The following is a 20,643-nucleotide window of genomic DNA, read 5'->3' on the forward strand; positions in this document are numbered from 1 at the left end:
GTGGGGGTGAGGGCAAGGCAGCGACTCTTCCGAGATATTCGCCTTTGCAATGAAAGCAGCATTTCAACTGTATGAAATTCAAAATGAATTTTTTAGAAAATCATCGAAAGGGCGAATGTTTCTCTTCCGGCGCTGTTTTTCTTGGCTCAACTGTAGGATATGATTGTCCCATCTCCACAGCATGGTGAAAGTACGGCTTTTTGCCCCAGTTTTTCCGCTGGAGGGCTCCAAGGGGTGAGATATATGGCTATCCTTTTGGAATTTCAAAAGCCTGTGCCATAGAAAATGGTTATGCTTTTTTCCTTGAAGCCCCAAAGAGATAACCGGCAAAATGCCTTAGCCGTGAGCCCCGCCAAGGAGAAAGCTGGAAAAAAGGCTGTATTTTCACCGCACTGTGGAGATGAAACAACCACATAACTATAACAGAGCTTTAGAAAACCATCGAAAGGGAGAACGTCTCTCTTCCGGCGCTGTTTTTCTTGGCTCAACTATAGGATATGATTACCCCATCTCCACAGCATGGTGAAAATACGGCTTTTTGCCCCAGTTTTTCCGCTGGAGGACTCCAAGGCTGAAGTATATGGCTATCCTTTGGAATTTCAAAAGCCTGTGCCATAGAAAATGGTTGATGCTTTTTTCCTTGAAGCTCCAAAGGGATAACCGGCAAAATGCCTTAGCCGTGAGCCCCGCCAAGGGGAAGCCGGAAAAAGGCTGTATTTTCACAGTGCTGTGGAGATGAAATAACCACATCATGCTATAACAGAGCCCAAAAGAACGCATCAACCGTTTCCTCATGAGACGGCCTTTTCTTTACAAGGAGCGAAGCAATGGGAATGAAGGACAGGTTCCGTACAGATCGGGACTTCATTAACGGCGTTCTGAACGACGCCGACGACATGGTGATTGCCCTGAACGACGGCGACGGGGCCCCGTATGCCTTCCCGGTAAATTTTGTCCTGCTGGGCGACGCGCTGTACATCCATACCGCGTTCACCGGGAAGAAAATGGACTTGATCCGCAAGAACCCCCGCGTGGGGTTCTCCGCCTATGTGGATGTCCGCATCATCCGCGAGAAGGCCACAACCACGTTCCGCAGCGTCTGCGGAACCGGGACGGCGGCCATCGTCGAGGACAAGGAGGAAAAACGCACCGCGCTCGATGCCATCACCGTGCGCTACAAGTCCTTGTGCCCGCGCCCCGCCCCCGATTCCATGATCAACAGGGTCGCCATCATCCGCATCGACATCGACTCGCTCATGGGGAAATACGCCCCCGGCGAAGAGGAAGCGCTCAAAGTATGAACCCTTCGCCGACGCATCAGCCCTTTCAGCTCGTTACGGAACGCCTGCGGGTTCGCCTTTGGGATGAGGCGGATCGTGCCGCTTTCCGCCGTATGAACGCCGATCCCCGCGTCATGAAGTTCTTCCCGTCCACGCTCTCCGAAGCCGAAAGCGACGCGCTTCTGGCCCGGATTCAGGCACATCAGGAGGAGCACGGATTTACGTTCTGGGCTGTGGAAGACAAGGCCACCGGAAACCTCGCCGGGTTCACCGGGCTTGCGCGGGCGGCTTTTGACGCGCCGTTTACGCCCTGCGTGGAAATCGGCTGGCGGTTCCTGCCCGAATACTGGGGCACGGGATACGCCCTCGAAGCCGCCCGCAGCGTGATGGGCTACGCCTTCAAGGTTCTGAACCTTCCCGAAGTCGTCGCCTTCACCGCGGAAACCAACCTTCCGTCACAGGGACTTATGCGGCGGCTTGGGATGCTCCACAACCCCGCCGAGGATTTCGATCATCCCGCCCTGCCGCCGGATCACCCGCTCCATCGCCATGTACTCTACAGGATGCTGAAAGATTTCTGGGAGTGACGGCACAGGCTGTGTCATGGCATAGGACTGTTTCATCTCCACAACACGGTAAAATACAGCCTTTTTCTCCAACTTTCCCCTTGGTGGAATCCGTGGTTAAGGCGCTTTGCCGGTCATTCCTTTGGAACTTCAAGGAAAAAAGCGCCAACCATTTTCTATGACACAGCCACAGCATACGGATCAGGGTTCTTGCCCTGAGGCAGGGCTTCCAGACAGTTCCTTCCGGCCCCATCCCCTCCAACCTTTCCGGCAGCAAGGGGAACTACGGCAGGAGCCCCAACGCATAACTATTCCCTTGCAACGCTTGCCCTCCTGCCATCCGCCCACACACAAAACAATCCCCTCCCCCACACACAAAAACCCGCCCGAACGGACATCGCTCAGGCGGGTTACTTCCCTCAACCGGGAAAACCGGCAACAGGGATTCAATAAACACGAAAGTCTTTGGAGAGGAAAGGGAGGGGTTTGGGGAGGGGAAGGGGAACCTTTCTCCAGAAAGGTTCCCCTTCCCCTCCCCAATCTTTCACAATCCCACTACTTCCCTTCAGCCTGAATCTCTTCGCGGACGTAGTTCACGAGGCCGCCCTTGTCGATGAGGTTCTGCATGACGGGGGACAGCGCGGGAACCTTGATGGTCTCGCCGGTGGTCAGGTTCTTGATCAGGCCCTCTTCGGGGCTGACTTCGAGCTTGTCGCCGTCCTTGATCTTGTTCACGTCGTCGCCGATTTCCAGCAGCAACAGCCCCATGTTGAAGGCGTTGCGGTAGAAGATGCGGGCGAAGCTGTGCGCGATGACGGCCTTCATGCCCGCGCCGAGGATGGCGATGGGGGCGTGCTCGCGGGAGGAGCCGCAACCAAAGTTGCGCTCGGCCACGAGGATGTCGCCCACCTGCACGCGCTTGACCCAGCCGTGCTCAAGGCCTTCCATGCAGTTTTCGCCGAGCTTCTTGGGATCGGTCGTCACAAGGAAACGGGCCGGGATGATGGCGTCGGTATCGATATGTTCACCGACTTTATGCGATACACCAGTGAAAGGCATATGGTTCTCCTGTAGTACTCACGCTAGAAAAATCCACGGGATCCGCGCACCCCGAAAGGATGCGGCGGAACCGAGGCGGCCGGGCGGAGCCGCTCCGGTGCGCCTCGTGCTCCGGGCCGCCCTGAGGGGCAACCCGGCCGGACGGCATTACAACTTTTCGGGGCTGGTGATCACGCCGGTGACGGCGGAAGCCGCAGCCGTACAGGGGCTGGCAAGATACACTTCGGCTTCGAGGCTGCCCATGCGGCCGCGGAAGTTGCGGTTGGTGGTGGCGATGCAGCGCTCGCCGTCGCCGAGGATGCCCATGTGGCCGCCAAGGCAGGGGCCGCAGGTGGGCGGGCCGACGATGCAGCCGGCATCGGTAAAGATCTCAAACAGCCCTTCCTTCATGGCCTGACGCCAGATGGCGGGCGTCGCGGGCAGGACGATGCAGCGCACGCCCTTGGCGACCTTGCGGCCCTTGAGCACTTCGGCGGCGTCGCGCATATCGGAAATGCGTCCGTTGGTGCAGGAGCCGATGACCACCTGATTGATGGTCACGTCCTTGACTTCGGAAACGGGCTTCGTGTTTTCGGGCAGGTGCGGGCAGGACACCTGCGGCTCCATGCCGCTCACATCGATGCGCACGATCCTTTCATACGTCGCACCGGCGTCCGCTGCAATGAGTTTTGCGTCGGGGTTGTTGTGATCGCGGCAATAGGCGAGCGTTTTCTCGTCGGACGGGAACAGGCCGCACTTGCCGCCCGCTTCAATCGCCATATTGGAGATGCAGAGGCGCGCTTCGACATCAAGCTCGGAGAGGGTCTCGCCGCCGAATTCCAGCGCCTTGTACAGGGCGCCGTCCACGCCGATGTCGCCGATGAGCCGCAGGATCAGGTCTTTGCCGCGCAGCCATTTGGGCATCTTGCCTTCAAATTCCACACGGATGGTCGGAGGCACCTTGAACCACAGCTTGCCGAGCGCCATGCCTGCGGCGACGTCCGTGGAGCCGAGGCCGGTCGCAAACGCGCCGAGGCCGCCGTAGGTGCAGGTGTGGCTGTCCGCGCCGATCACGAGGTCGCCGGGCTTCACAAGGCCCTGTTCGGGCAGGAGGGCGTGCTCGACGCCGCAGTCCCCGCCTTCATAATAGTGGGTGACGCCCATTTCCTGCGCGAACTTGCGGGTCACCATCACCTGATTGGCGGAATCGATGTCCTTCTGCGGGGTGAAGTGATCCATCACCAGAAAGACGCGATCCTTGTCGAACACCTTGGTCGCGCCCATCGCCCGGAAGGACTTGATGGCAAGCGGCCCGGTGATGTCGTTGGCGAGCACGCCGGAAAGATGGCAGTTGACGATTTGCCCGGCTTCACGGACTTCTTCATCCGTGTGGGCCTGAAGGATTTTCTGGGCAAGAGTATGAGGCATGGGACGGCTCCAGAAGGTAAAAGGTTTCCCGACCGACGGACGAAAACGCCATTCCGCGTTTCCACATCAATCGGAATCGTTACAACATTTTTTCGGCCGAAAGGCCAGCGCCCGGCAAACCGAGGCATCCGCTCCCGCAAGGGAAGCCGTATTTCAATTACCTGAAATTCAAAGGCCCTGTTATAGGTTGTGGTTGTTTCATCTCCACAGTGCGGTGAAAATACAGCCTTTTTCTCCGGTTTTCCCCTTGGCGGGATCCACGACCAAGGCATTTTGCCGGTTATCCCTTTGGAACTTCAAGGAAAAAAGCATCAACCATTTTCTATAACACAGCCAATTCAAAAATGAATTTTTAGGAAATCATCGAAACGGCGAATGTCTCGCAAACCGCTTTACCCCGGAAACCGGGGCTGCGCAGGGAAAGCGCGGCGCTGCCCATTAGCCCGGCTAAGGGGCGGAAGCCGGAGGAACGGCCCGCTGCGGCTTTCCCCCGGCCCCGCGCCTTAGTTGCACGTATTGATGGCCGGTTCGCCGGTGGCTTCCTGCGTGCGGATGGCGTCACGCTCCTTGTGGTCGAGGCGGTTCAGGGCATCAATGTAGGCCTTGGCGCTGGCGACGATGATGTCCGGGTCGGAACCGCGGCCCGTGGCGCTGTATTCGCCTTCGCGCAGGCGCACGGTCACCTCGCCCTGCGCGTCCGTGCCGCCGGTGATGGCGTTGATGCTGAACTGCTCCAGATCAGGGGCGCGGCTTACAATCTGGGAAATGACGTTGAAGGTCGCGTCGATGGGGCCGGCCCCGAACCCGGCGCGGCGCATTTCCTCTTCCCCGGCCTGAATGACCACGGCGGCGGTGGCGGGCATGGAGGAGCCCATCGTCGTCTGCACGGAGACGTTGCCCAGGCGGTAGCGATCCGGCAGGCGGTAGACTTCGGAGAAGACCAGCGCTTCGAGGTCTTCGTCATGCACGTTGGCCTTCTTGTCCGCGAGCTCCTTCACGGCGGCGAACACCACGTTGACCTGTTCGTCGTCCAGACGGTAGCCCAGTTCCTCAAGGCGGGTGCGCACGGCGTTGCGGCCGGAGTGCTTGCCGATGACGAGATCCGTGGACTTGCGGCCGATGGACTGGGGCGTCATGATTTCGTAGGTTTCGCGGTTCTTCAGCATGCCGTCCTGATGGATGCCGGACTCATGCGCAAAGGCGTTGCTGCCCACGATGGCCTTGTTCGCGGCGATGGGGCGGCCGATGATGAGCGACAGCAGGCGGCAGGCCGGATAAAGCTGTTCGTTCTGGATGCCGCAGTCCACGCCGTACACGTCGGGGCGAACCTTCATCGCCATGACGATTTCTTCCAGAGAGGCATTGCCCGCGCGTTCGCCGATGCCGCAAAGGGTCACTTCGGCCTGACGTGCGCCGTTCTGGATGGCGCTCAGGCTGTTGGCGACGGCAAGCCCAAGGTCGTCGTGGCAATGCACGCTGAACACGGCCTTGTGGGAATTCGGGGTGTTTTCGATGACGTATTTGATCAGCTTGCCGTATTCGCCGGGCTGGGCATAGCCGACGGTATCGGGCACGTTGATGGTGGTGGCCCCGGCGTTGATGACCTCGGTGAACACGCGGACGAGGAAGTCAGGATCGGAACGCGAGGCGTCCTCGGCGGAAAATTCCACGTTGTTGGTATACTTGGCGGCGTGGCGCACGGCGGCGACGGCCATTTCCACGACCTGATCCGGGGTCTTGCGGAGCTTGTACTCCATGTGGATGGGCGAGGTGGCGAGGAAAACGTGGATACGCGGGTTGCGCGCCCCGTTCAGGGCCTGCCATGCGCGGTCGATGTCGTTCTTGTTGCAGCGGGCGAGCGCGGCGACCTGCACGTCGGTGACGGCGTTGGCGATGGCATGGACGGCTTCAAAGTCGCCCACGCTGGAAGCCGGGAATCCGGCTTCGATGACGTCCACCCCGAGGCTCTCCAACTGGCGCGCCATACGGAGCTTTTCCTGAAGGTTCATGGTAGCGCCGGGGGACTGCTCACCATCACGGAGCGTCGTGTCGAAAATAATGACGCGATTGGACATGGGATTCTCCTTGGAGTCTTTCAGCCGGAAACAGCCCGCCTCAGTCCTGACGCCGCCCGATGCGACTTCTTACAACTATACGGTTTTATTGCTGTTTTCCGTAAAAAAGCTCTCATATGCAGAAGGGAGGGATAGGGAACCGCTCTAATCAGGTTCCCTTCCCTCCCCCGGATCAAAGCGCCATTCACCGTTAATTCTGCGTAAGGCTCCCTAGGAGCTGCCGGTTGCGGCGGGGCAGAATGATGTAGGTGTAGATGGGGCCGGACAGAAGGTAGATCGCGCCCAACAGGAACCCGAAAACAACGGGCTGGGACAAGATGAGCACGAACACAAGCAAAGCGGAGATCATGGAGCTGAAGGCGTGCGTCTTCAGGAAGCCGTATTCCTTAAACGAGAAATAGCGCACGCGGCTGACCATGAGCAGGGCCATCACAAAGGTGATGAGCAGGCCGAGGAACGGCGTGCGGGCTTCCAACCATGACGGGAGATAGGAAGAGAAGAGGATGAACATGGCGACGGCGCACCCGGCTGCCGGGCAGGGGAGCCCGACGAAGAACTTCTTGCTCACCGTGGTGACGCAGACGTTGAAACGCGCCAGGCGCAGGGCTGTGCAGGCCACATAGAGGAAGGCCACGCCGATGCCGAGCTTGCCGTAGCCTTCGAGCACCCACATCCACGAAGTGAACGCGGGAGCGACGCCGAAGGCCACAAGGTCGGCCAACGAGTCATACTGGATGCCGAATTCGCTGGCCGTATTGGTCAAACGGGCGACTTTCCCGTCCAGGCCGTCCATGAGGGCGCTGAACAGGATAGCGAGGGCACTGCCTTCGATATTGCCCTGCACCGCGAGGAGCATGGCAAGAAAGCCCGTAAACAGGCTGGCAGTGGTAAAAAGGTTCGGGAGGATATACACTCCCCGCCGAACGGGTTTTTCTTCTTGCATAATAAGGTACCTGTGGGAATCCTGCGAGCAGATTCCGGCCGCGTCGAAGAGGCGCTAGGCCTGAAATTTTCTGGCCAGGATGCTTTCTCCTGCCGCGACCACATCACCGTTGGTAACGACAGCACTATAGTCGGGAGGAAGATAGAGGTCAACCCGAGAGCCGAAACGGATCATGCCGTAGCGTTCGCCGCGGGCGAGGGTGTCCCCCTCTTCCACACGGCAGACGATCCGCCGGGCGATGAGCCCAGCCACCTGCACCATAACCCAGGGCCGCCCGCCGTCGTCGCGCACAAGGTACGCGCAGCGTTCGTTGTCCGTGGACGCCTTGTCGAGCGCGGCGTTGAAGAACTTGCCGGGGAAATAGCGGATGGCCTCCACCCGTCCGGCGACGGGCGAACGGTTGACGTGCACATTGAACACATTCATGAAAATGCTGATGCAGGGCCGAACCTCCCCCGTGATGGGATCGGCTTTCGGCTCCACGCGGATCACCCGGCCGTCGGCGGGGCTGACGGCGATGTCATCCTCCGAGGGCACCACACGTTCGGGATCCCGGAAAAAATGCCCGGAAAACCACGTAAGCACAAGAAAAACCAGCGCCAGCGGCCAAAAGCGCAGCGCCGCAAACGCCAGCGCCGTCAGCGCGAGCAGAAAGAGGAACGGCAACCCTTCCGGCGCCACACCGATATTGCCTTTTCGCATCTGTCATCCTTCACTTTATGGCCGGGGAACGGCTGCCCTTCCCGGCCCAATAAGGTTAAACGTGATTTTCGGATCATGACCGAAAAAGGCCACGGATGCAACCCTGCATCGCCGCGTTGCCCACGGCCCGGCTAGTCCCGCCAGAACTCAGGGACGAACAGCACGAGGATAGCGTAAATCTCCAGACGGCCCAGCAGCATGCACAGCGTCAGAACCCATTTGGACAACGCCGGGACATGGCCGAAGTTGTCCACCGGCCCCACGCTGCCGAGCCCCGGCCCCACATTGGAAATGCAGGTCAGCGTCGCCGTGAACGCGCTCATCAGATCCATGTCCTGCACGGTCAGGACAATCGTACCCGCTGTGGTAACGATGAGATACAACAGGAAAAAGCCGACCACCCCCGAAATGACTTCAACGGGCACGGACTTCCCGGCGCTCTTGAGGTGGCGCACGGAACGGGGGTGCAGCAGGCGGAAGATCTCCAGGTACGCCAGTCGGAACAGCATCACGAGGCGCATGACCTTGACGCCGCCGCCCGTGGAGCCCGCGCAGCCGCCCATCAGCATGAACATCAAAAGGATGACCAGCGTAATCGAAGGCCAGAGGTTGAAGTTTTCCGAAACGAACCCCGTGGTCGTACAAACGGAAACGAGCTGGAACACCGCCGCCCGCGTGACCTGCTCGAATTCCGAAAGCGAACCTATCCCAAACAGGCCGTGCTCCACGAGCCCCGCCACGATGACCGCGGAGCCGAGGATGAGCAGCCCGGTATAAAAGCAGCATTCCTGATTACGCAGGTAAACCTTGACCACGCCCCTCAGCGCCTGCGCGTGCAGGGAAAAATTGATGCCCGCGATGAACATGAAAAAAATCAGAATCCATTGGATGGATGCCTGCGGGTACGCGGCGATTGAGGCGTTCTTGGTTGAAAAGCCGCCCGTCGCCACGGTTGAAAAGCTGTGGTTGAGCGCGTCGAACCAGTCCATGCCCGCGATGTACAGCAGCACGGTCAGCACGACCGTCATCAGGCAGTAAACCCGCCAAAGCGTGAGGGCGGTGTCCTGCATCCTCGGCGTGAGCTTGCCGGGGCTCGGCCCCGTCACCTCGGCCCGGTACAGCTGCATCCCGCCGACGCCGAGCAGCGGCAGGACGATCAGCGAGAGCAGGATGATCCCAAGGCCGCCGATCCAGTGGGTCAGGCTGCGCCACATGAGCAGGCCGTGCGGCAGGGCTTCGATATCCGCAAAAACCGTTGCGCCCGTGGTCGTGAAGCCCGACGCGGCCTCAAAGACCGCATCCGTCACCGAGGCCGTCGACGTCAGCACGAACGGCAGCCCGCCCGCGAAGCTCGCCACGATCCAGCAGATGCCCACCACGGCGAACCCGTCGCGCAAGGTCAGGTTCAGGGGCGTCTGCGAGCGGTTGGCATACGCCAAGGCGAGCCCGCCGCCCACCATGATCGCCAGCGACGAGAGCAGGCCGAGGAACGCCCCGTCCCCATACCACAGCGACACCCCAAGCGGCAGCACCAGCGACGTGCCCACGCACGCCAGCAGCACTCCCACGATGAACAGAACCGAACGTATTTGCATGGCTGCCCCTTTTGGTGAGGGAAGATTGGGGAGGGGAAGGGGTGCCTTTCTGGAGAAAGGCACCCCTTCCCCTCCCCAAACCCCTCCCTATCCCCTTCAAAGACTTTTGACCTTATCGAATCCCTGTTTCCAGCCTTCCCGGAAATGGGAGAGCCTTTTGGGAAGGCGCTTCATATCCATCGTCAAACGATTGGTGTTTTATCCCTTGAAATGCCGGATAAAAAAGCAAGGCCCTGTCATGGCATACGGTTGTTTCATTTTCACAGCACAGCGAAATAAAAAGGCTCTGTCATAGTACATGGTTGTTTTGTTTCATCAATATACTGAAAATACACGTTTTTTCTCCAATCTTTCCGCTGATGGGCTCTGTGATTGGGGGATTTTATTGGTTATTTCTTTGGAATTTCAAGGAAATAAAGCATCAACCGCTTTCTATGACACAGCCAATAAAAATTTCATCCAGCTTTTTCCATTGGCGGAATCTATGGTTAAGGTGCTTTGTCGACTATTCCTTTGGAGTTTCAAGGAAAAACATGGCCCTGTTATGGTATGCGGTTGTTTCATCTCCACAGTGCGGTAAAAATACGGGCTTTTTCTCCAGTTTTCCCCTTGGCGGACTTCATGGCTGAGGTATTTTGTTGGTTATTCCCTTGGAACTTCGAGGAAAAAGACATCAGCCATTTTCTAGGCCATGCCATCAATTAAATATAATCTATTGAAATTATTTAACCATTCTCAAGCCATAAAATATTATTTTCTATGATTTCAAATAGTTATATATAAAACAAGGCTGTGTTATAGAAAATGGTTGATGCTTTTTTCCTTGAAGCTCCAAAGGGATAACCGGCAAAATGCCTTGGCCGTGGATCCCGCCAAGGGAAAAATTGGAGAAAAAGGCTATATTTTCACCTCACTGTGGAGATGAAACAACCACAAACTATAACAGAGCCTAAAACAACGACACGACTTAGGACACAGCCTTCTTTTTTTCCGCAACGATATCTTCGAGCTTGCTCATCTTCTCGCGGAGGCTGAGCAGGACGATGCGATCCTGCGGCTGGATGACGGTCTGGCCTGAAGGGATGAACGCCTCGCCGCCCCGGATGACCCCAAGCAGAAGTATCCCCTTGGGCAGGCCAAGCTCATAGACGCGCTTCCCGGCGATAAGGGATTCCTCATCCACCAGCGCCTCAAGCATTTCGGCGGCGTCGCCGCCCACGGAGACGCTGGAAAGCACCTTGCCTTGCCGGATGTACTGCAAAATGCTGTTCACGGCGGACAAGCGTGGGCTTACGCTGTGCGCGATGCCGATGGCCTCCACAAGCGGGAGGTAGGCGGCCTTGTTCACGCGGGCCACGGTTTCCTTCACGCCGAGGGACTTCGCCAGCAGGCAGGACAAAATATTCGATTCCTCATCGCCGGTTACCGCGATGAAGGCGTCCATCTGGTCGATATGCTCTTCCTGCAGGAGGGACTTGTCCGTACCGTCGCCGTGCAGAACCAGCGTGCCCTGAAGCTGATCCGCCAGATATTCGCAGCGATCCTCGCTGATGTCGATCAGTTTGGTATCCACGCCCTTGTTCTCAAAGAGCCGCGCCAGACGCAGGCCGATGTTCCCTCCGCCCACGATGCAGGCCGTGCCGAGGCTGCCCCGCGTCTTGTGCAGCGCATGGAGCAAAGCCCGCTGGCTGGTGGGCTTGTAGGCGAAATAGACGGTGTCCCCCATCTTGATGGCGTCGGAACCGGAAGGGACGATGAGCTTCTGGCCGCGGGCGATGGCCCCGACCATGATGCCGTCGTCCCGCACGATTTCCCGGAAACGGGTCAGCGGCTGATCGATGAGCGGGCCGCCCTCCACGCGCATCCCGACCATACGGATGAACCCGTCGGCAAGCTGGCCGTACTCCACGGCGCCGGGCAGCGTGAGCAGGCGCTCGATGGAGCGGACGATCTCCTGTTCCGGGTTGATGAGCATGCTGATTTGCAGGGAGCCGCTGCCGAGCAGTTGGGGATAGGCGGTATATTCTTCCGTGCGTATGCGCGCCAGCTTCACAGCCTTGGGGGCGATGGCGTTGGCGAACAGGCAGGCGACGATATTGGTTTCGTCGCTGTCGGTCACGGCCAGAAAAATGGCGGCGTCGCCCGCCCCCGCATCCTTGAGCACCGAAGGGATGGAGCCGGAACCGAGCACGGTCTGCACGTCCATACTGTCTTCTATCCTGCGGAGCTTGTCCGGGTTCTGGTCAATCACCACAACCTGCTTCTGCTCTTCGGACAAGCGCTGTGCAATGTGGAACCCCACTTCCCCCGCTCCCACGATGACGATTTTGAGTTCTTCCACTTTCTGGGGAGCACGACGAAACAGCATAAAGCCTCCAACAACGCCTATTAAAATTGGAATTGCTCTGAAACAACAGAGCATCACAAGGATTCAGGCTGCCGCAGTGTAGCGGAAAACATTCCAAGGGAAAACTAGAAAAAGCGCCCCAGCCCGCATGAACACTCGACAATCCGGCCTTTACGCTTGCCTTATCAATGCAGCTATCTTAAAAGAATGCACTATTCACCCTTTTCGTTTGGCTGTGTCATAGAAAATGGCTGATGTTTTTTCCTTGAAACTCCAAAGGGATAACCGGAAAAAGGCCTTAGCCGTGGATCCCGCCGAGGGGAAAACTGGAAAAAAGCTGTATTTTTCACCGCACGGTGGAGATGAAGCAACCACATGCCATAACAGAGCCTTTCGTTTTATGGAGCCCCCACTGCTATGGATATCCCCCTTCTTCCCGACATCGTCGCTATTTTCTGCCTTTCCATCGGCGTCCTGCTCGTCTGCCACCAAATCAAGATACCGCCGATTGTGGGGTTCCTGCTGACCGGCGTCCTGTGCGGCCCCACGGCCTTGGGGCTCGTCCAGAACCCCCACGCGGTCGAACTGCTGGCGGAGATCGGCGTGGTCCTGCTGCTGTTCTCCATCGGCCTTGAGATGTCCGGGGAAGAACTCATGCGCCTGAAGCGCCCCGTGTTCGTCGGCGGCACGGCGCAGGTGGTGCTGACCATCGGCGCGTTCATGGGCCTTGGCGTGCTCATAGGCCAGACATGGCAAGAAAGCATGATGTACGGCTTCCTCGCCTCCCTGTCCTCCACCGCCATCGTGCTCAGCCGCCTCCAGCAGAAGGCACAGTCGGAATCCCCGCAGGGCAGGCTCGACTTTTCCGTGCTCATCTTTCAGGACATCGCCGTCGTCCCCATGATGCTCGCCATCCCGATCCTCGCCGGGGAGGGGGACACGGACATTTGGGGGATGCTCATCTCCGCCGGGCGGACGCTGGTGATCCTCGTCGGCGGCTGGCTCCTCGCCCGCCATGTGGTTCCCCGCGTCATGCAGCTCGTGCTCCGCACCCGGAGCAAGGAGCTTATGCTCATGACCGTGCTCGGCCTGTGCTTCGCCATCGCCCTCGGCACGGCCTCGCTCGGCCTCTCCCTCGCCCTCGGCGCGTTCCTTGCCGGGCTCCTGCTCTCCGGATCGGAATACAGCCTCAACGTCCTCGAAGGCATCCTCCCCTTTAAGGACGTCTTCACCAGCCTGTTCTTCATCTCCGTGGGCATGCTGCTCGACGTGGACTTCCTCGTGCACCATCTGGACAAGGTCTTTCTCTTTGCGGCCCTGCTCATCCTCCTGAAATCCGTCCTGTCCCTGCCGCCCATGCTGTTGGTGGGATACCCCCTGCGCGTCTCCATCCTCGCCGCCATGAGCCTTGCGCAGATCGGCGAATTCTCCTTCGTGCTGGCCAGTTCCGCCGTAAACGGCGGCCTCATGGACGACGACGCCTACCAGATGTTCCTCGCGGCGAGCATCGTGACCATGATCCTGACCCCCACGGTCATGGAAGCCGCGCCCAAGGTGGCCTCCTTCGTGAGCCGCTACCTGCACCTGCCCATTGATGAGGAAGCCGCCGCCCCAAAGGACGAATCCCTCAAGGATCACCTGATTATCGTAGGCTTCGGCGTGGGCGGCAAGCATCTGGCCCGCACTGCGCGCGAGGCGGGCATCCCCTACGTTATCCTTGAAATGAACCCTGATACCGTGTCGCGCTACGGCGGCAAGGAACCCATCCACGGCGGCGACGCCTCCAAGCCCCTCGTGCTGGAGCATTTCGGCATCAGGAACGCGCGCGTCATCGCCGTGGTGATTTCCGATCCCTCGGCTGTCCGGGCCATCACCGCCGTAGCCCGCAAGCTCAACCCGAAAGTGCACATCGTGGTGCGTACCCGCTTCCTTGGCGAAGTGGACGCCCTGCGGCGGCTTGGAGCCAACGACGTCATCCCTGAGGATTTTGAAACGTCCATCGAAGTCTTCTCCCGCGTGCTCGGGTATTACCTCGTCCCGCGCCAGACCATCGAACGGTTCGTGAACAGCATCCGGCACGAATACTACAACATGGCCCGCCAGCTCCGCATGACCGGCATGGATCTGCCCTCGCTCGCCGATGAAGTCCTCACCGGGCTTGAAGTGGTGGCCTGCAAGGTCGAGCCCGGCTGCGCCCTCGACGGCAAACGCCTGACGGATACCTCGCTCCGCAGGAAATACGGCGTCACCGTCGTCGGCATCCGCCACGCCGGGCAGATCATCCCCTCGCCCGGCGGGGACGCCTTCCTCCACGGCGACGATACGGTGTTCCTCTTCGCCTCCCCCGCCTCCCTCACGACCGTCATGCCTTTCTTCCATGCCGATCCCGAACCGGAGAAAGCCGAGGATTTATAAGGGCTCTATGCCTCCACAGCAACCTAAAAAACAACACATGCCCCCAAAATACGGCAACCCCGATGACGGCGGCCGCAATGAGCTTCCAATGCCGGAAAGGGCGGCGGAATGCCGGATGCAGGGCCAACAACAATACATCATGGAACCACCCCATACGACGCCGGGCAAAATTCCGGGTACAGGGGCGGCCCCACTGTGGAACAAGGACACACTGGCACAAGAGGCTAAAATTCCAGACACAGGGGAACGGTCCACGCAGATCAGAATGATGCCGCTGCGGGGCTGAAATTTAGATGCAGAGGGACGCCCCGAAAGTCACCGAAGCCAACCAGCACAATCGGGCGAAATTCCGGGTTCGGAGAAACGGCCCCATTCGCCTTTGGGTACAACGCCGACAAGCTGCTGCCGGATGCAAAAGGCCCCATCTGGCAGCCCCAAAAACAAACTTGCATCTGAAATTCCAGATGTAGAGGAACGGCCCACGCAGATCAGGATGATGCCGCTGCGGGGCTGAAATTCAGATGCAGAGGGACGCCCCGAAAGCCGCCGAAGCCAACCAGCACAATCAGGCGAAATTCCGGGCACAGGAGGGCGGCTCCGGGGAACTTCCAACAGGACACGGGCCGCCAAGCCGCCGCTACCGCCGCCCGCCCCGTTTACGAAAGTCTTTGAAGGGAAAGGGGTGGGGTTTGGGGAGGGGGAAGGGAAACTTTCTCCAGAAAGTTTCCCTTCCCCCTCCCCAATCTCTGCTTCCGCCCCACATCTCCAGAGCTTGCGTGCGGGAACGGGCGGGTTTATAGTTGCAGGCTGGCGGCGGCCTGCGGGCCGGGGCCGGGACATTGTAAAGCATTCCACCGGCAAGGCCGGCTGCCGGGCACCTCCCCGGAGAGGCGGGCGGCCCCAAAACATAGAGGGATATTTTGATGAAGACGGCACAGGAAATACGGGCTATGATGCGCGGGGGCAAGGCCACGATCGGTACGTGGCTCCAGTTCCCTTCGGCGGACGTTGCGGAAGTGATGGGCGCATCCGGTTACGACTGGGTGGCGGTGGACATGGAACACGGCGCGTTCACGCGGGCCATCCTGCCGGACGTGTTCCGCGCCATCGAACGGGGCGGCTCCACGCCCTTCGCGCGCATCGCGCAGGCGGAACTGCGGCCCATCAAGGACGCGCTGGACTCCGGCGCGCAGGGGCTCGTCTTCCCCATGATCGAATCCCGCGAGCAGCTTGACCGGGCCATCAGCCTCTCGCTGTACCCCGACGCGGGCGGCAGCCGGGGCGTGGGCTATTCCCGCGCCAATATGTACGGCAGGGATTTCGATCCCTACCGCGTGGGCGCGGCAAAGGACATCCTCCTCGTCGCGCAGATCGAGCATATCCGCGCCGTGGAACAGCTCGACGCCATCCTGTCCCACCCCCGCCTCGACGCCATCATGGTCGGCCCGTATGACCTCTCCGGCTCGATGGGCCTCACCGGGCAGTTCGATCACCCCGATTTCGTCGCCGTGATGGACAGCATCAACGAAGCCTGCAAGCGCCACAACATGCCCATGGGCAACCACGTCGTGCAGCCCGAACCCGAACGCCTCGCCAAGTGCATCGCCGACGGCTACCGGTTCATCGCCTACGGCATCGACGCGGTTTTCCTCCTCCACGGCTGCGCCTGCCCGAAACGGTAACGCGATAATGACGGGGAGGGGAGGAGGAACCTTTCTGGAGAAAGGCTTCCTCCTCCCCTCCCCGAACCCCTCCCCTCCGCCTCCAAAGACTTTCAGCTTTGAAGAGGGGAAATAAGGTAGGACAAACCTGTATGAAAATCGTTTTCTTCGGCGGTTCCGGCTTCTTGGGATCGCACGTATGCGACAAGCTCTCCGACGCGGGCCATGACGTCACCATCGTCGATCTGCGCCCCTCCCCGTACCTGCGCCCCGACCAGAAGATGGTCACGGGGAGCCTCTTGGACGAAGATCTGGTCAATGCCGTCGTGAGCGGCGCGGACGCCGTATTCGACTTCGCGGGCCTCGCCGACATCGGCGAATCCAACCAGAAGCCCGTGGAAACCGCGCGCATCAACGTCCTCGGCAACGTCATCCTGCTCGAAGCCTGCCGCAAGGCCGGGGTCAAGCGCTACGTCTTCGCCAGCACGCTCTACGTGTACGGCAAGTCCGGCGGCTTCTACCGGTGCAGCAAACAGTCGTGCGAACTGTATATCGAAAATTATCACGATATGTTCGGCCTCGAATACACGATCCTGCGCTACGGCTCGCTCTACGGCCCACGCGCCGACCGCCGCAACGCGATCAACCGTTTCGTGGCCGAGGCGCTGGAAAAGGGCACGATCACCTATTACGGCGCGCCCACGGCCCTGCGCGAGTACATCCACGTCGAGGACGCCGCCCTCAGCACCGTGGAAATCCTCAGCCCTGAATACGCCAACCAGAACATCGTGCTCACCGGCAACCAGCCCATGCGGGTGGGCGACCTGTTCCGCATGATCGAGGAAATGCTCGGCAAGCCCATTGAAATCAAGTACCAGCACGACCCCAACAGCGGGCACTACCAGATCACGCCGTACGCCTTCATGCCCAAGGTGGGCCGCAAGATGACCCCTCACCTGTCCACCGAACTCGGACAGGGCGTGCTCAAGGTCATGGAAGAAATCCATCAGGAACTGCACCCCGACCTCAAGGAGCTCGGCGGGTATCTGATGGTTGACAAAGCCGACTAACCGACACAGCTCAGGAGACGCCTCATGAATATCATCGCCATTATCCCCGCCCGCATGGGCTCCAGCCGCTTCCCCGGCAAACCCCTTGCCGACATCCACGGCATCCCGATGGTCGGCCATGTGGCCATCCGCACCGCCATGTGCAAAGAACTGTCCTCCACATGGATCGCCACCTGCGATCAGGTCGTGATGGACTACGCGGCCTCCGCCGGGCTCAAGGCCGTGATGACCGCCGACACGCATGTCCGCTGCACGACCCGTACCGCCGAAGCCATGCTCAAGATCGAGGAAATGACCGGGCAGCGCGCCGACATCGTGGTCATGGTGCAGGGCGACGAGCCCATGATCACCCCCGACATGATCGACGCCGCCGTCGAGCCCATGCTCAAAGACCCGTCCATCAACGTCGTGAACCTCATGGCCGACCTCGCCACCGAGGAAGAATTTGAAGATCCCAACGAAGTGAAGGTCGTCACCGACCTGAACGGCGACGCCCTCTACTTCTCCCGCGAGCCCATCCCGTCCCGCCGCAAGGGAACCCCTCATGTGCCCATGCACAAGCAGGTCTGCATCATCCCCTTCCGCCGCGACTACCTGATCAAGTTCAACGCGATGGACGAATGCCCGCTGGAAATCATTGAATCCGTCGATATGATGCGCATTCTCGAACACGGCGAAAAGGTCCGCATGGTTCCCACCGACAAGCGAACCCTCAGCGTCGATACGCAGGGAGACCTCGAACGCGTCCGCGAAATGATGAAGGACGACGCCCTGCGCATCAGCTACACGAAGTAACGGGGAAAGGGGAGAAAAACGGCGGAGGGGGAAGAAACCCTTTGAAAGGGCCTTCCGCCTCCGCCGCCCCTCATCCCCTCAAGTTTTGGGTGGGGAGGTCGTGCGGCGGCTTTCCCCCTTTTTATTCACTTCGGCCCGCCTTTTCAGAATGTCCCTGTCAGGGTATGTGGTCGTTTCATCTCCACAGCACGGTGAAAATACAGCCTTTTTTATCCCGTTTTCCCATCAGCGGAATCATGGATAAGGCATTTTTCCGGCTGTTCCTTTGAGATTTCAAAGGAAAAAGCATCCGCCATTTTCTATGACGCGGCCTTCAGAATCCGCCGGGGGCGCATGCCAGGGACGAAACCGCGGCGCCTCCCGCTCATCATCCACCCATAGCCGGGCCAGGGGGCGCCGCCCCCTTGCGGGTGCAAGCCCGCCGGAGGCATATCACCATGAAACATTTCCTCGAAGAACTCATCATTGCGGCGTTGGCGTGGATTCCGACGGCCGCTGGCATGGGCGCGCGCCTGCTCCTGTGGCGTCCCCTGTTCAGACGCTGCGGCAAGGCCCGGTTCGGCACCGGCCTCGCCATGCAGGGCTGCAAAAACATGAGCCTCGCGGACGGCGTACGCATCGGCAGGGGCTGCCAGCTCTATGCCGAGGGCGGGACGCTGGAGATGGGCGAGGACGCGGCCCTGAGCCCCGGCGTGACCGTGGACGCATCGGGCGGGTTCATCCGCATCGGCAGGCAGGTGGCCGTCGGCCCCGGAACCGTCTTGCGCGCCGCCAACCATTGTTTTGATAGCCTTGAAAAGCCTATCATGCTACAGGGTCACCTGTACGGAGAAATCGTCATCGAGGATGACGTCTGGATCGCGGCGAACTGCACCATCACCCCCGGAACCCGCATCGGGCACGGGGCCGTGGTCGGGGCGGGCGCCGTGGTCACGCGCGACGTGGAGCCCTACGCCATCGTGGGCGGCGTCCCCGCGCGCGTCATCGGCAGCCGTCGCAAGGATTGATTGCCCAACGCCGCCCCGCACGCCGGAACGGCGTTTCCCATCCAGCCCAAAGGATGTTTCGCCATGAAAATCGCCATCACCACATCTTCTTTCGCCCGATACAGCGACGAGCCGCTGAAGCTGCTCGAACAGGCGGGCGTCGAATACGTCATGAACGACAAGGGCCGCGCCCTGACGGAAGAGGAAGCCATCCAGATGCTGGAAGGCTGCCACGGCGTCGCCGCCGGAACCGAACCGCTCACCAAAAAAGTCATGGACGCCCTGCCCGACCTCAAGGTCATTTCGCGCTGCGGCACGGGCATGGACAACGTGGACCGCGCCTATGCCGCCGAAAAAGGCATTGCCGTCCGCAATACGCCGGACGGCCCCACGCTGGCCGTCGCTGAGCTGACCCTGGGCCTCATCCTCACCCTGCTCCGCCAAGTGCCGCACCAGGATCGCGAACTGCGCTCCGGCGTCTGGAAGAAGCGCATGGGCAACCTCCTGCACGGCAAGAACGTGGGCATCGTGGGCTTCGGCAAAATCGGCCGGACTGTGGCGCACCTCCTCGAACCGTTCGGCGTGAACATCGGCTATCACGATCCCTTTGCCGACGTCCCCGGCTATACGCGCCTTGAGCTCGACGACCTGATGGGCTGGGCGGACATCATCACCCTGCACTGCCCCAAGACCGAAAACGGCGCCCCGCTGCTCGATCTTGGCCGCCTCTCCCTGATGCGCCCCGGCAGCTTCATCCTGAACATCGCCCGCGGCGGGCTCATCGACGAAAAGGCTCTCCTCGGCCTGCTCACCGCCGGGCATCTGGCGGGCGCGGCCCTCGACTGCTTCGCCAAGGAACCCTATGACGGCCCGCTCAAGGAGATGGACAACGTCATCCTGACCCCGCACGTCGGCTCCTACGCCAAGGAAGCGCGGATCATCATGGAAACGGACACCATCAGGAACCTCCTCGCCGTCCTGTTCCCCGGAGCCTAAGCGTATGGCCCTTTCGCTCATCGTTTTCGACTGCGACGGCGTCATCCTCGAATCCGTTGACGCCAAGACCAAAGCCTTCGCACAGGTGGCGGAGCCGCTCGGCGCGGAAGCCCGCGACCGCCTCGTCCTCTACCATACCCTGCACGGCGGGGTGAGCCGCCGCGAAAAATTCGCATGGCTCTACCGCGAGGTGTTCCACCGGGAAATCACGCCTGAGGAAATGGAGGACTGCTGCGCCCGGTTCGTTTCCTATGCGCTGGACAACGTCCTGAACGCGCCGCTCGTGCCCGGCGTCATGGATGTCCTCGAACGCTGGCACGGGCGCGTGCCCATGTACGTCTGCTCCGGCACGCCGCAGGAAGAGCTCCGGTCCGTTCTGGAACGGCGCGGCCTCGCCCGCTACTTCACCGGCATCTGCGGCACCCCGCCCGCCAAGGCGGAACTGCTCAAGGGTATTGTCCGCAAGGAGCGCGTCGATCCCGCCGACGCGGTCATGGTCGGTGACGCCACCACGGACAGCGACGCCGCCGAAGCCGCCGAGACCTTGTTTTACGGGCGCGGCCCCTTCTTTGAGAATACCGCCTATCCCCACGGTTCCGATCTGACCGGGCTCAACGCCTGGCTGGAAGGACTCGCGGGGAAGGAGTAAAAAGATTGGAGGGGGAAGGGGAAACTTTCTAAGAAAGTTTCCCCTTCCCCCTCCACCCCCATCCCCTTCAAAGATATTCCCCCTTATCGAATCCCTG

18 protein-coding genes are annotated in these 20,643 nt (G+C 60.1%); 11 read left to right on the forward strand and 7 right to left on the reverse strand.

What is annotated here, in order from left to right; genetic code table 11:
• Positions 1-827: 827 nt before the first annotated feature.
• Together ACZM8Y_RS14350 and ACZM8Y_RS14355 are read left to right on the forward strand one after the other, a co-directional pair.
• Positions 828-1,301 carry a pyridoxamine 5'-phosphate oxidase family protein gene (locus ACZM8Y_RS14350; RefSeq protein WP_482330474.1) on the forward strand — a complete coding sequence of 158 codons (474 nt, stop codon included), beginning with the start codon at positions 828-830 and terminating at the stop codon, positions 1,299-1,301.
• Positions 1,298-1,867: a GNAT family N-acetyltransferase gene (locus tag ACZM8Y_RS14355; RefSeq protein WP_482330475.1), complete on the forward strand. Its 570-nt coding sequence runs from the start codon at positions 1,298-1,300 to the stop codon at positions 1,865-1,867. The genes ACZM8Y_RS14350 and ACZM8Y_RS14355 overlap by 4 nt, the downstream gene beginning before the upstream one ends.
• 534 nt (positions 1,868-2,401) lie before the next feature.
• Here the strand turns inward: ACZM8Y_RS14355 and ACZM8Y_RS14360 are convergent.
• The gene (locus ACZM8Y_RS14360; protein WP_337431998.1) at positions 2,402-2,905 is read right to left on the reverse strand and encodes a 3-isopropylmalate dehydratase small subunit; all 504 of its coding nucleotides are present in this window, start codon (positions 2,903-2,905) and stop codon (positions 2,402-2,404) included.
• Between the two features lie 147 nt (positions 2,906-3,052).
• On the reverse strand, positions 3,053-4,312 hold the full coding sequence (gene leuC / locus ACZM8Y_RS14365; RefSeq protein WP_302552780.1) for a 3-isopropylmalate dehydratase large subunit: 1,260 nt from the start codon (positions 4,310-4,312) through the stop codon (positions 3,053-3,055).
• 189 nt (positions 4,313-4,501) lie between these two features.
• On the opposite strand from leuC, the gene ACZM8Y_RS14370 reads away from it, so the two are divergent.
• Entirely contained in the window at positions 4,502-4,660 is a 159-nt protein-coding gene (locus tag ACZM8Y_RS14370; RefSeq protein ID WP_487479962.1) for a hypothetical protein, read from the forward strand.
• A gap of 155 nt (positions 4,661-4,815) precedes the next feature.
• Here ACZM8Y_RS14370 and ACZM8Y_RS14375 read toward each other — a convergent pair whose 3' ends face one another.
• The 4 genes from ACZM8Y_RS14375 to ACZM8Y_RS14390 form a co-directional block, all read right to left on the reverse strand.
• Entirely contained in the window at positions 4,816-6,387 is a 1,572-nt protein-coding gene (locus tag ACZM8Y_RS14375) for a 2-isopropylmalate synthase (protein ID WP_302552775.1), read from the reverse strand.
• Positions 6,388-6,577: 190 nt separating this feature from the next.
• On the reverse strand, positions 6,578-7,330 hold the full coding sequence (pssA, locus tag ACZM8Y_RS14380; RefSeq protein WP_302552774.1) for a CDP-diacylglycerol--serine O-phosphatidyltransferase: 753 nt from the start codon (positions 7,328-7,330) through the stop codon (positions 6,578-6,580).
• A gap of 54 nt (positions 7,331-7,384) precedes the next feature.
• Positions 7,385-8,032: a phosphatidylserine decarboxylase family protein gene (locus ACZM8Y_RS14385; RefSeq protein ID WP_302552772.1), complete on the reverse strand. Its 648-nt coding sequence runs from the start codon at positions 8,030-8,032 to the stop codon at positions 7,385-7,387.
• A 131-nt stretch (positions 8,033-8,163) separates the two neighbouring features.
• On the reverse strand, positions 8,164-9,627 hold the full coding sequence (locus tag ACZM8Y_RS14390; RefSeq protein ID WP_482330476.1) for a TrkH family potassium uptake protein: 1,464 nt from the start codon (positions 9,625-9,627) through the stop codon (positions 8,164-8,166).
• A gap of 298 nt (positions 9,628-9,925) precedes the next feature.
• Between ACZM8Y_RS14390 and ACZM8Y_RS14395 the strand changes: the two genes are divergently transcribed.
• Positions 9,926-10,207, forward strand: coding sequence for a hypothetical protein (locus ACZM8Y_RS14395; protein WP_487479960.1), 282 nt, complete (start codon positions 9,926-9,928; stop codon positions 10,205-10,207).
• A gap of 387 nt (positions 10,208-10,594) precedes the next feature.
• Here ACZM8Y_RS14395 and trkA read toward each other — a convergent pair whose 3' ends face one another.
• A complete protein-coding gene (gene trkA / locus ACZM8Y_RS14400) occupies positions 10,595-11,995 on the reverse strand; it encodes a Trk system potassium transporter TrkA (protein ID WP_302554738.1) in 1,401 nt (466 codons plus the stop codon).
• 396 nt (positions 11,996-12,391) lie between these two features.
• Here trkA and ACZM8Y_RS14405 point away from each other — a divergent pair, with 396 nt between their 5' ends.
• From ACZM8Y_RS14405 to ACZM8Y_RS14435, 7 genes are all read left to right on the forward strand, one after another.
• Entirely contained in the window at positions 12,392-14,389 is a 1,998-nt protein-coding gene (locus ACZM8Y_RS14405) for a monovalent cation:proton antiporter family protein (protein ID WP_482330477.1), read from the forward strand.
• A gap of 923 nt (positions 14,390-15,312) precedes the next feature.
• On the forward strand, positions 15,313-16,071 hold the full coding sequence (locus tag ACZM8Y_RS14410) for an HpcH/HpaI aldolase family protein (protein WP_302553516.1): 759 nt from the start codon (positions 15,313-15,315) through the stop codon (positions 16,069-16,071).
• A gap of 131 nt (positions 16,072-16,202) precedes the next feature.
• Positions 16,203-17,120 (forward strand): NAD-dependent epimerase/dehydratase family protein, encoded by a 918-nt coding sequence (locus tag ACZM8Y_RS14415; RefSeq protein WP_302553515.1) that lies wholly within the window; start codon positions 16,203-16,205, stop codon positions 17,118-17,120.
• A 24-nt stretch (positions 17,121-17,144) separates the two neighbouring features.
• Positions 17,145-17,915, forward strand: a complete 771-nt coding sequence (gene kdsB / locus ACZM8Y_RS14420) for a 3-deoxy-manno-octulosonate cytidylyltransferase (protein WP_482330478.1) — start codon at positions 17,145-17,147, stop codon at positions 17,913-17,915.
• A 437-nt stretch (positions 17,916-18,352) separates the two neighbouring features.
• Positions 18,353-18,922, forward strand: a complete 570-nt coding sequence (locus tag ACZM8Y_RS14425) for an acyltransferase (protein ID WP_482330479.1) — start codon at positions 18,353-18,355, stop codon at positions 18,920-18,922.
• Between the two features lie 63 nt (positions 18,923-18,985).
• Positions 18,986-19,897, forward strand: coding sequence for a phosphoglycerate dehydrogenase (locus ACZM8Y_RS14430; RefSeq protein WP_308772000.1), 912 nt, complete (start codon positions 18,986-18,988; stop codon positions 19,895-19,897).
• A gap of 4 nt (positions 19,898-19,901) precedes the next feature.
• Positions 19,902-20,546 carry an HAD family hydrolase gene (locus ACZM8Y_RS14435; protein ID WP_302553511.1) on the forward strand — a complete coding sequence of 215 codons (645 nt, stop codon included), beginning with the start codon at positions 19,902-19,904 and terminating at the stop codon, positions 20,544-20,546.
• The last annotated feature ends 97 nt before the right edge of the window (positions 20,547-20,643 follow it).

The organism is Bilophila sp. (assembly GCF_057864385.1).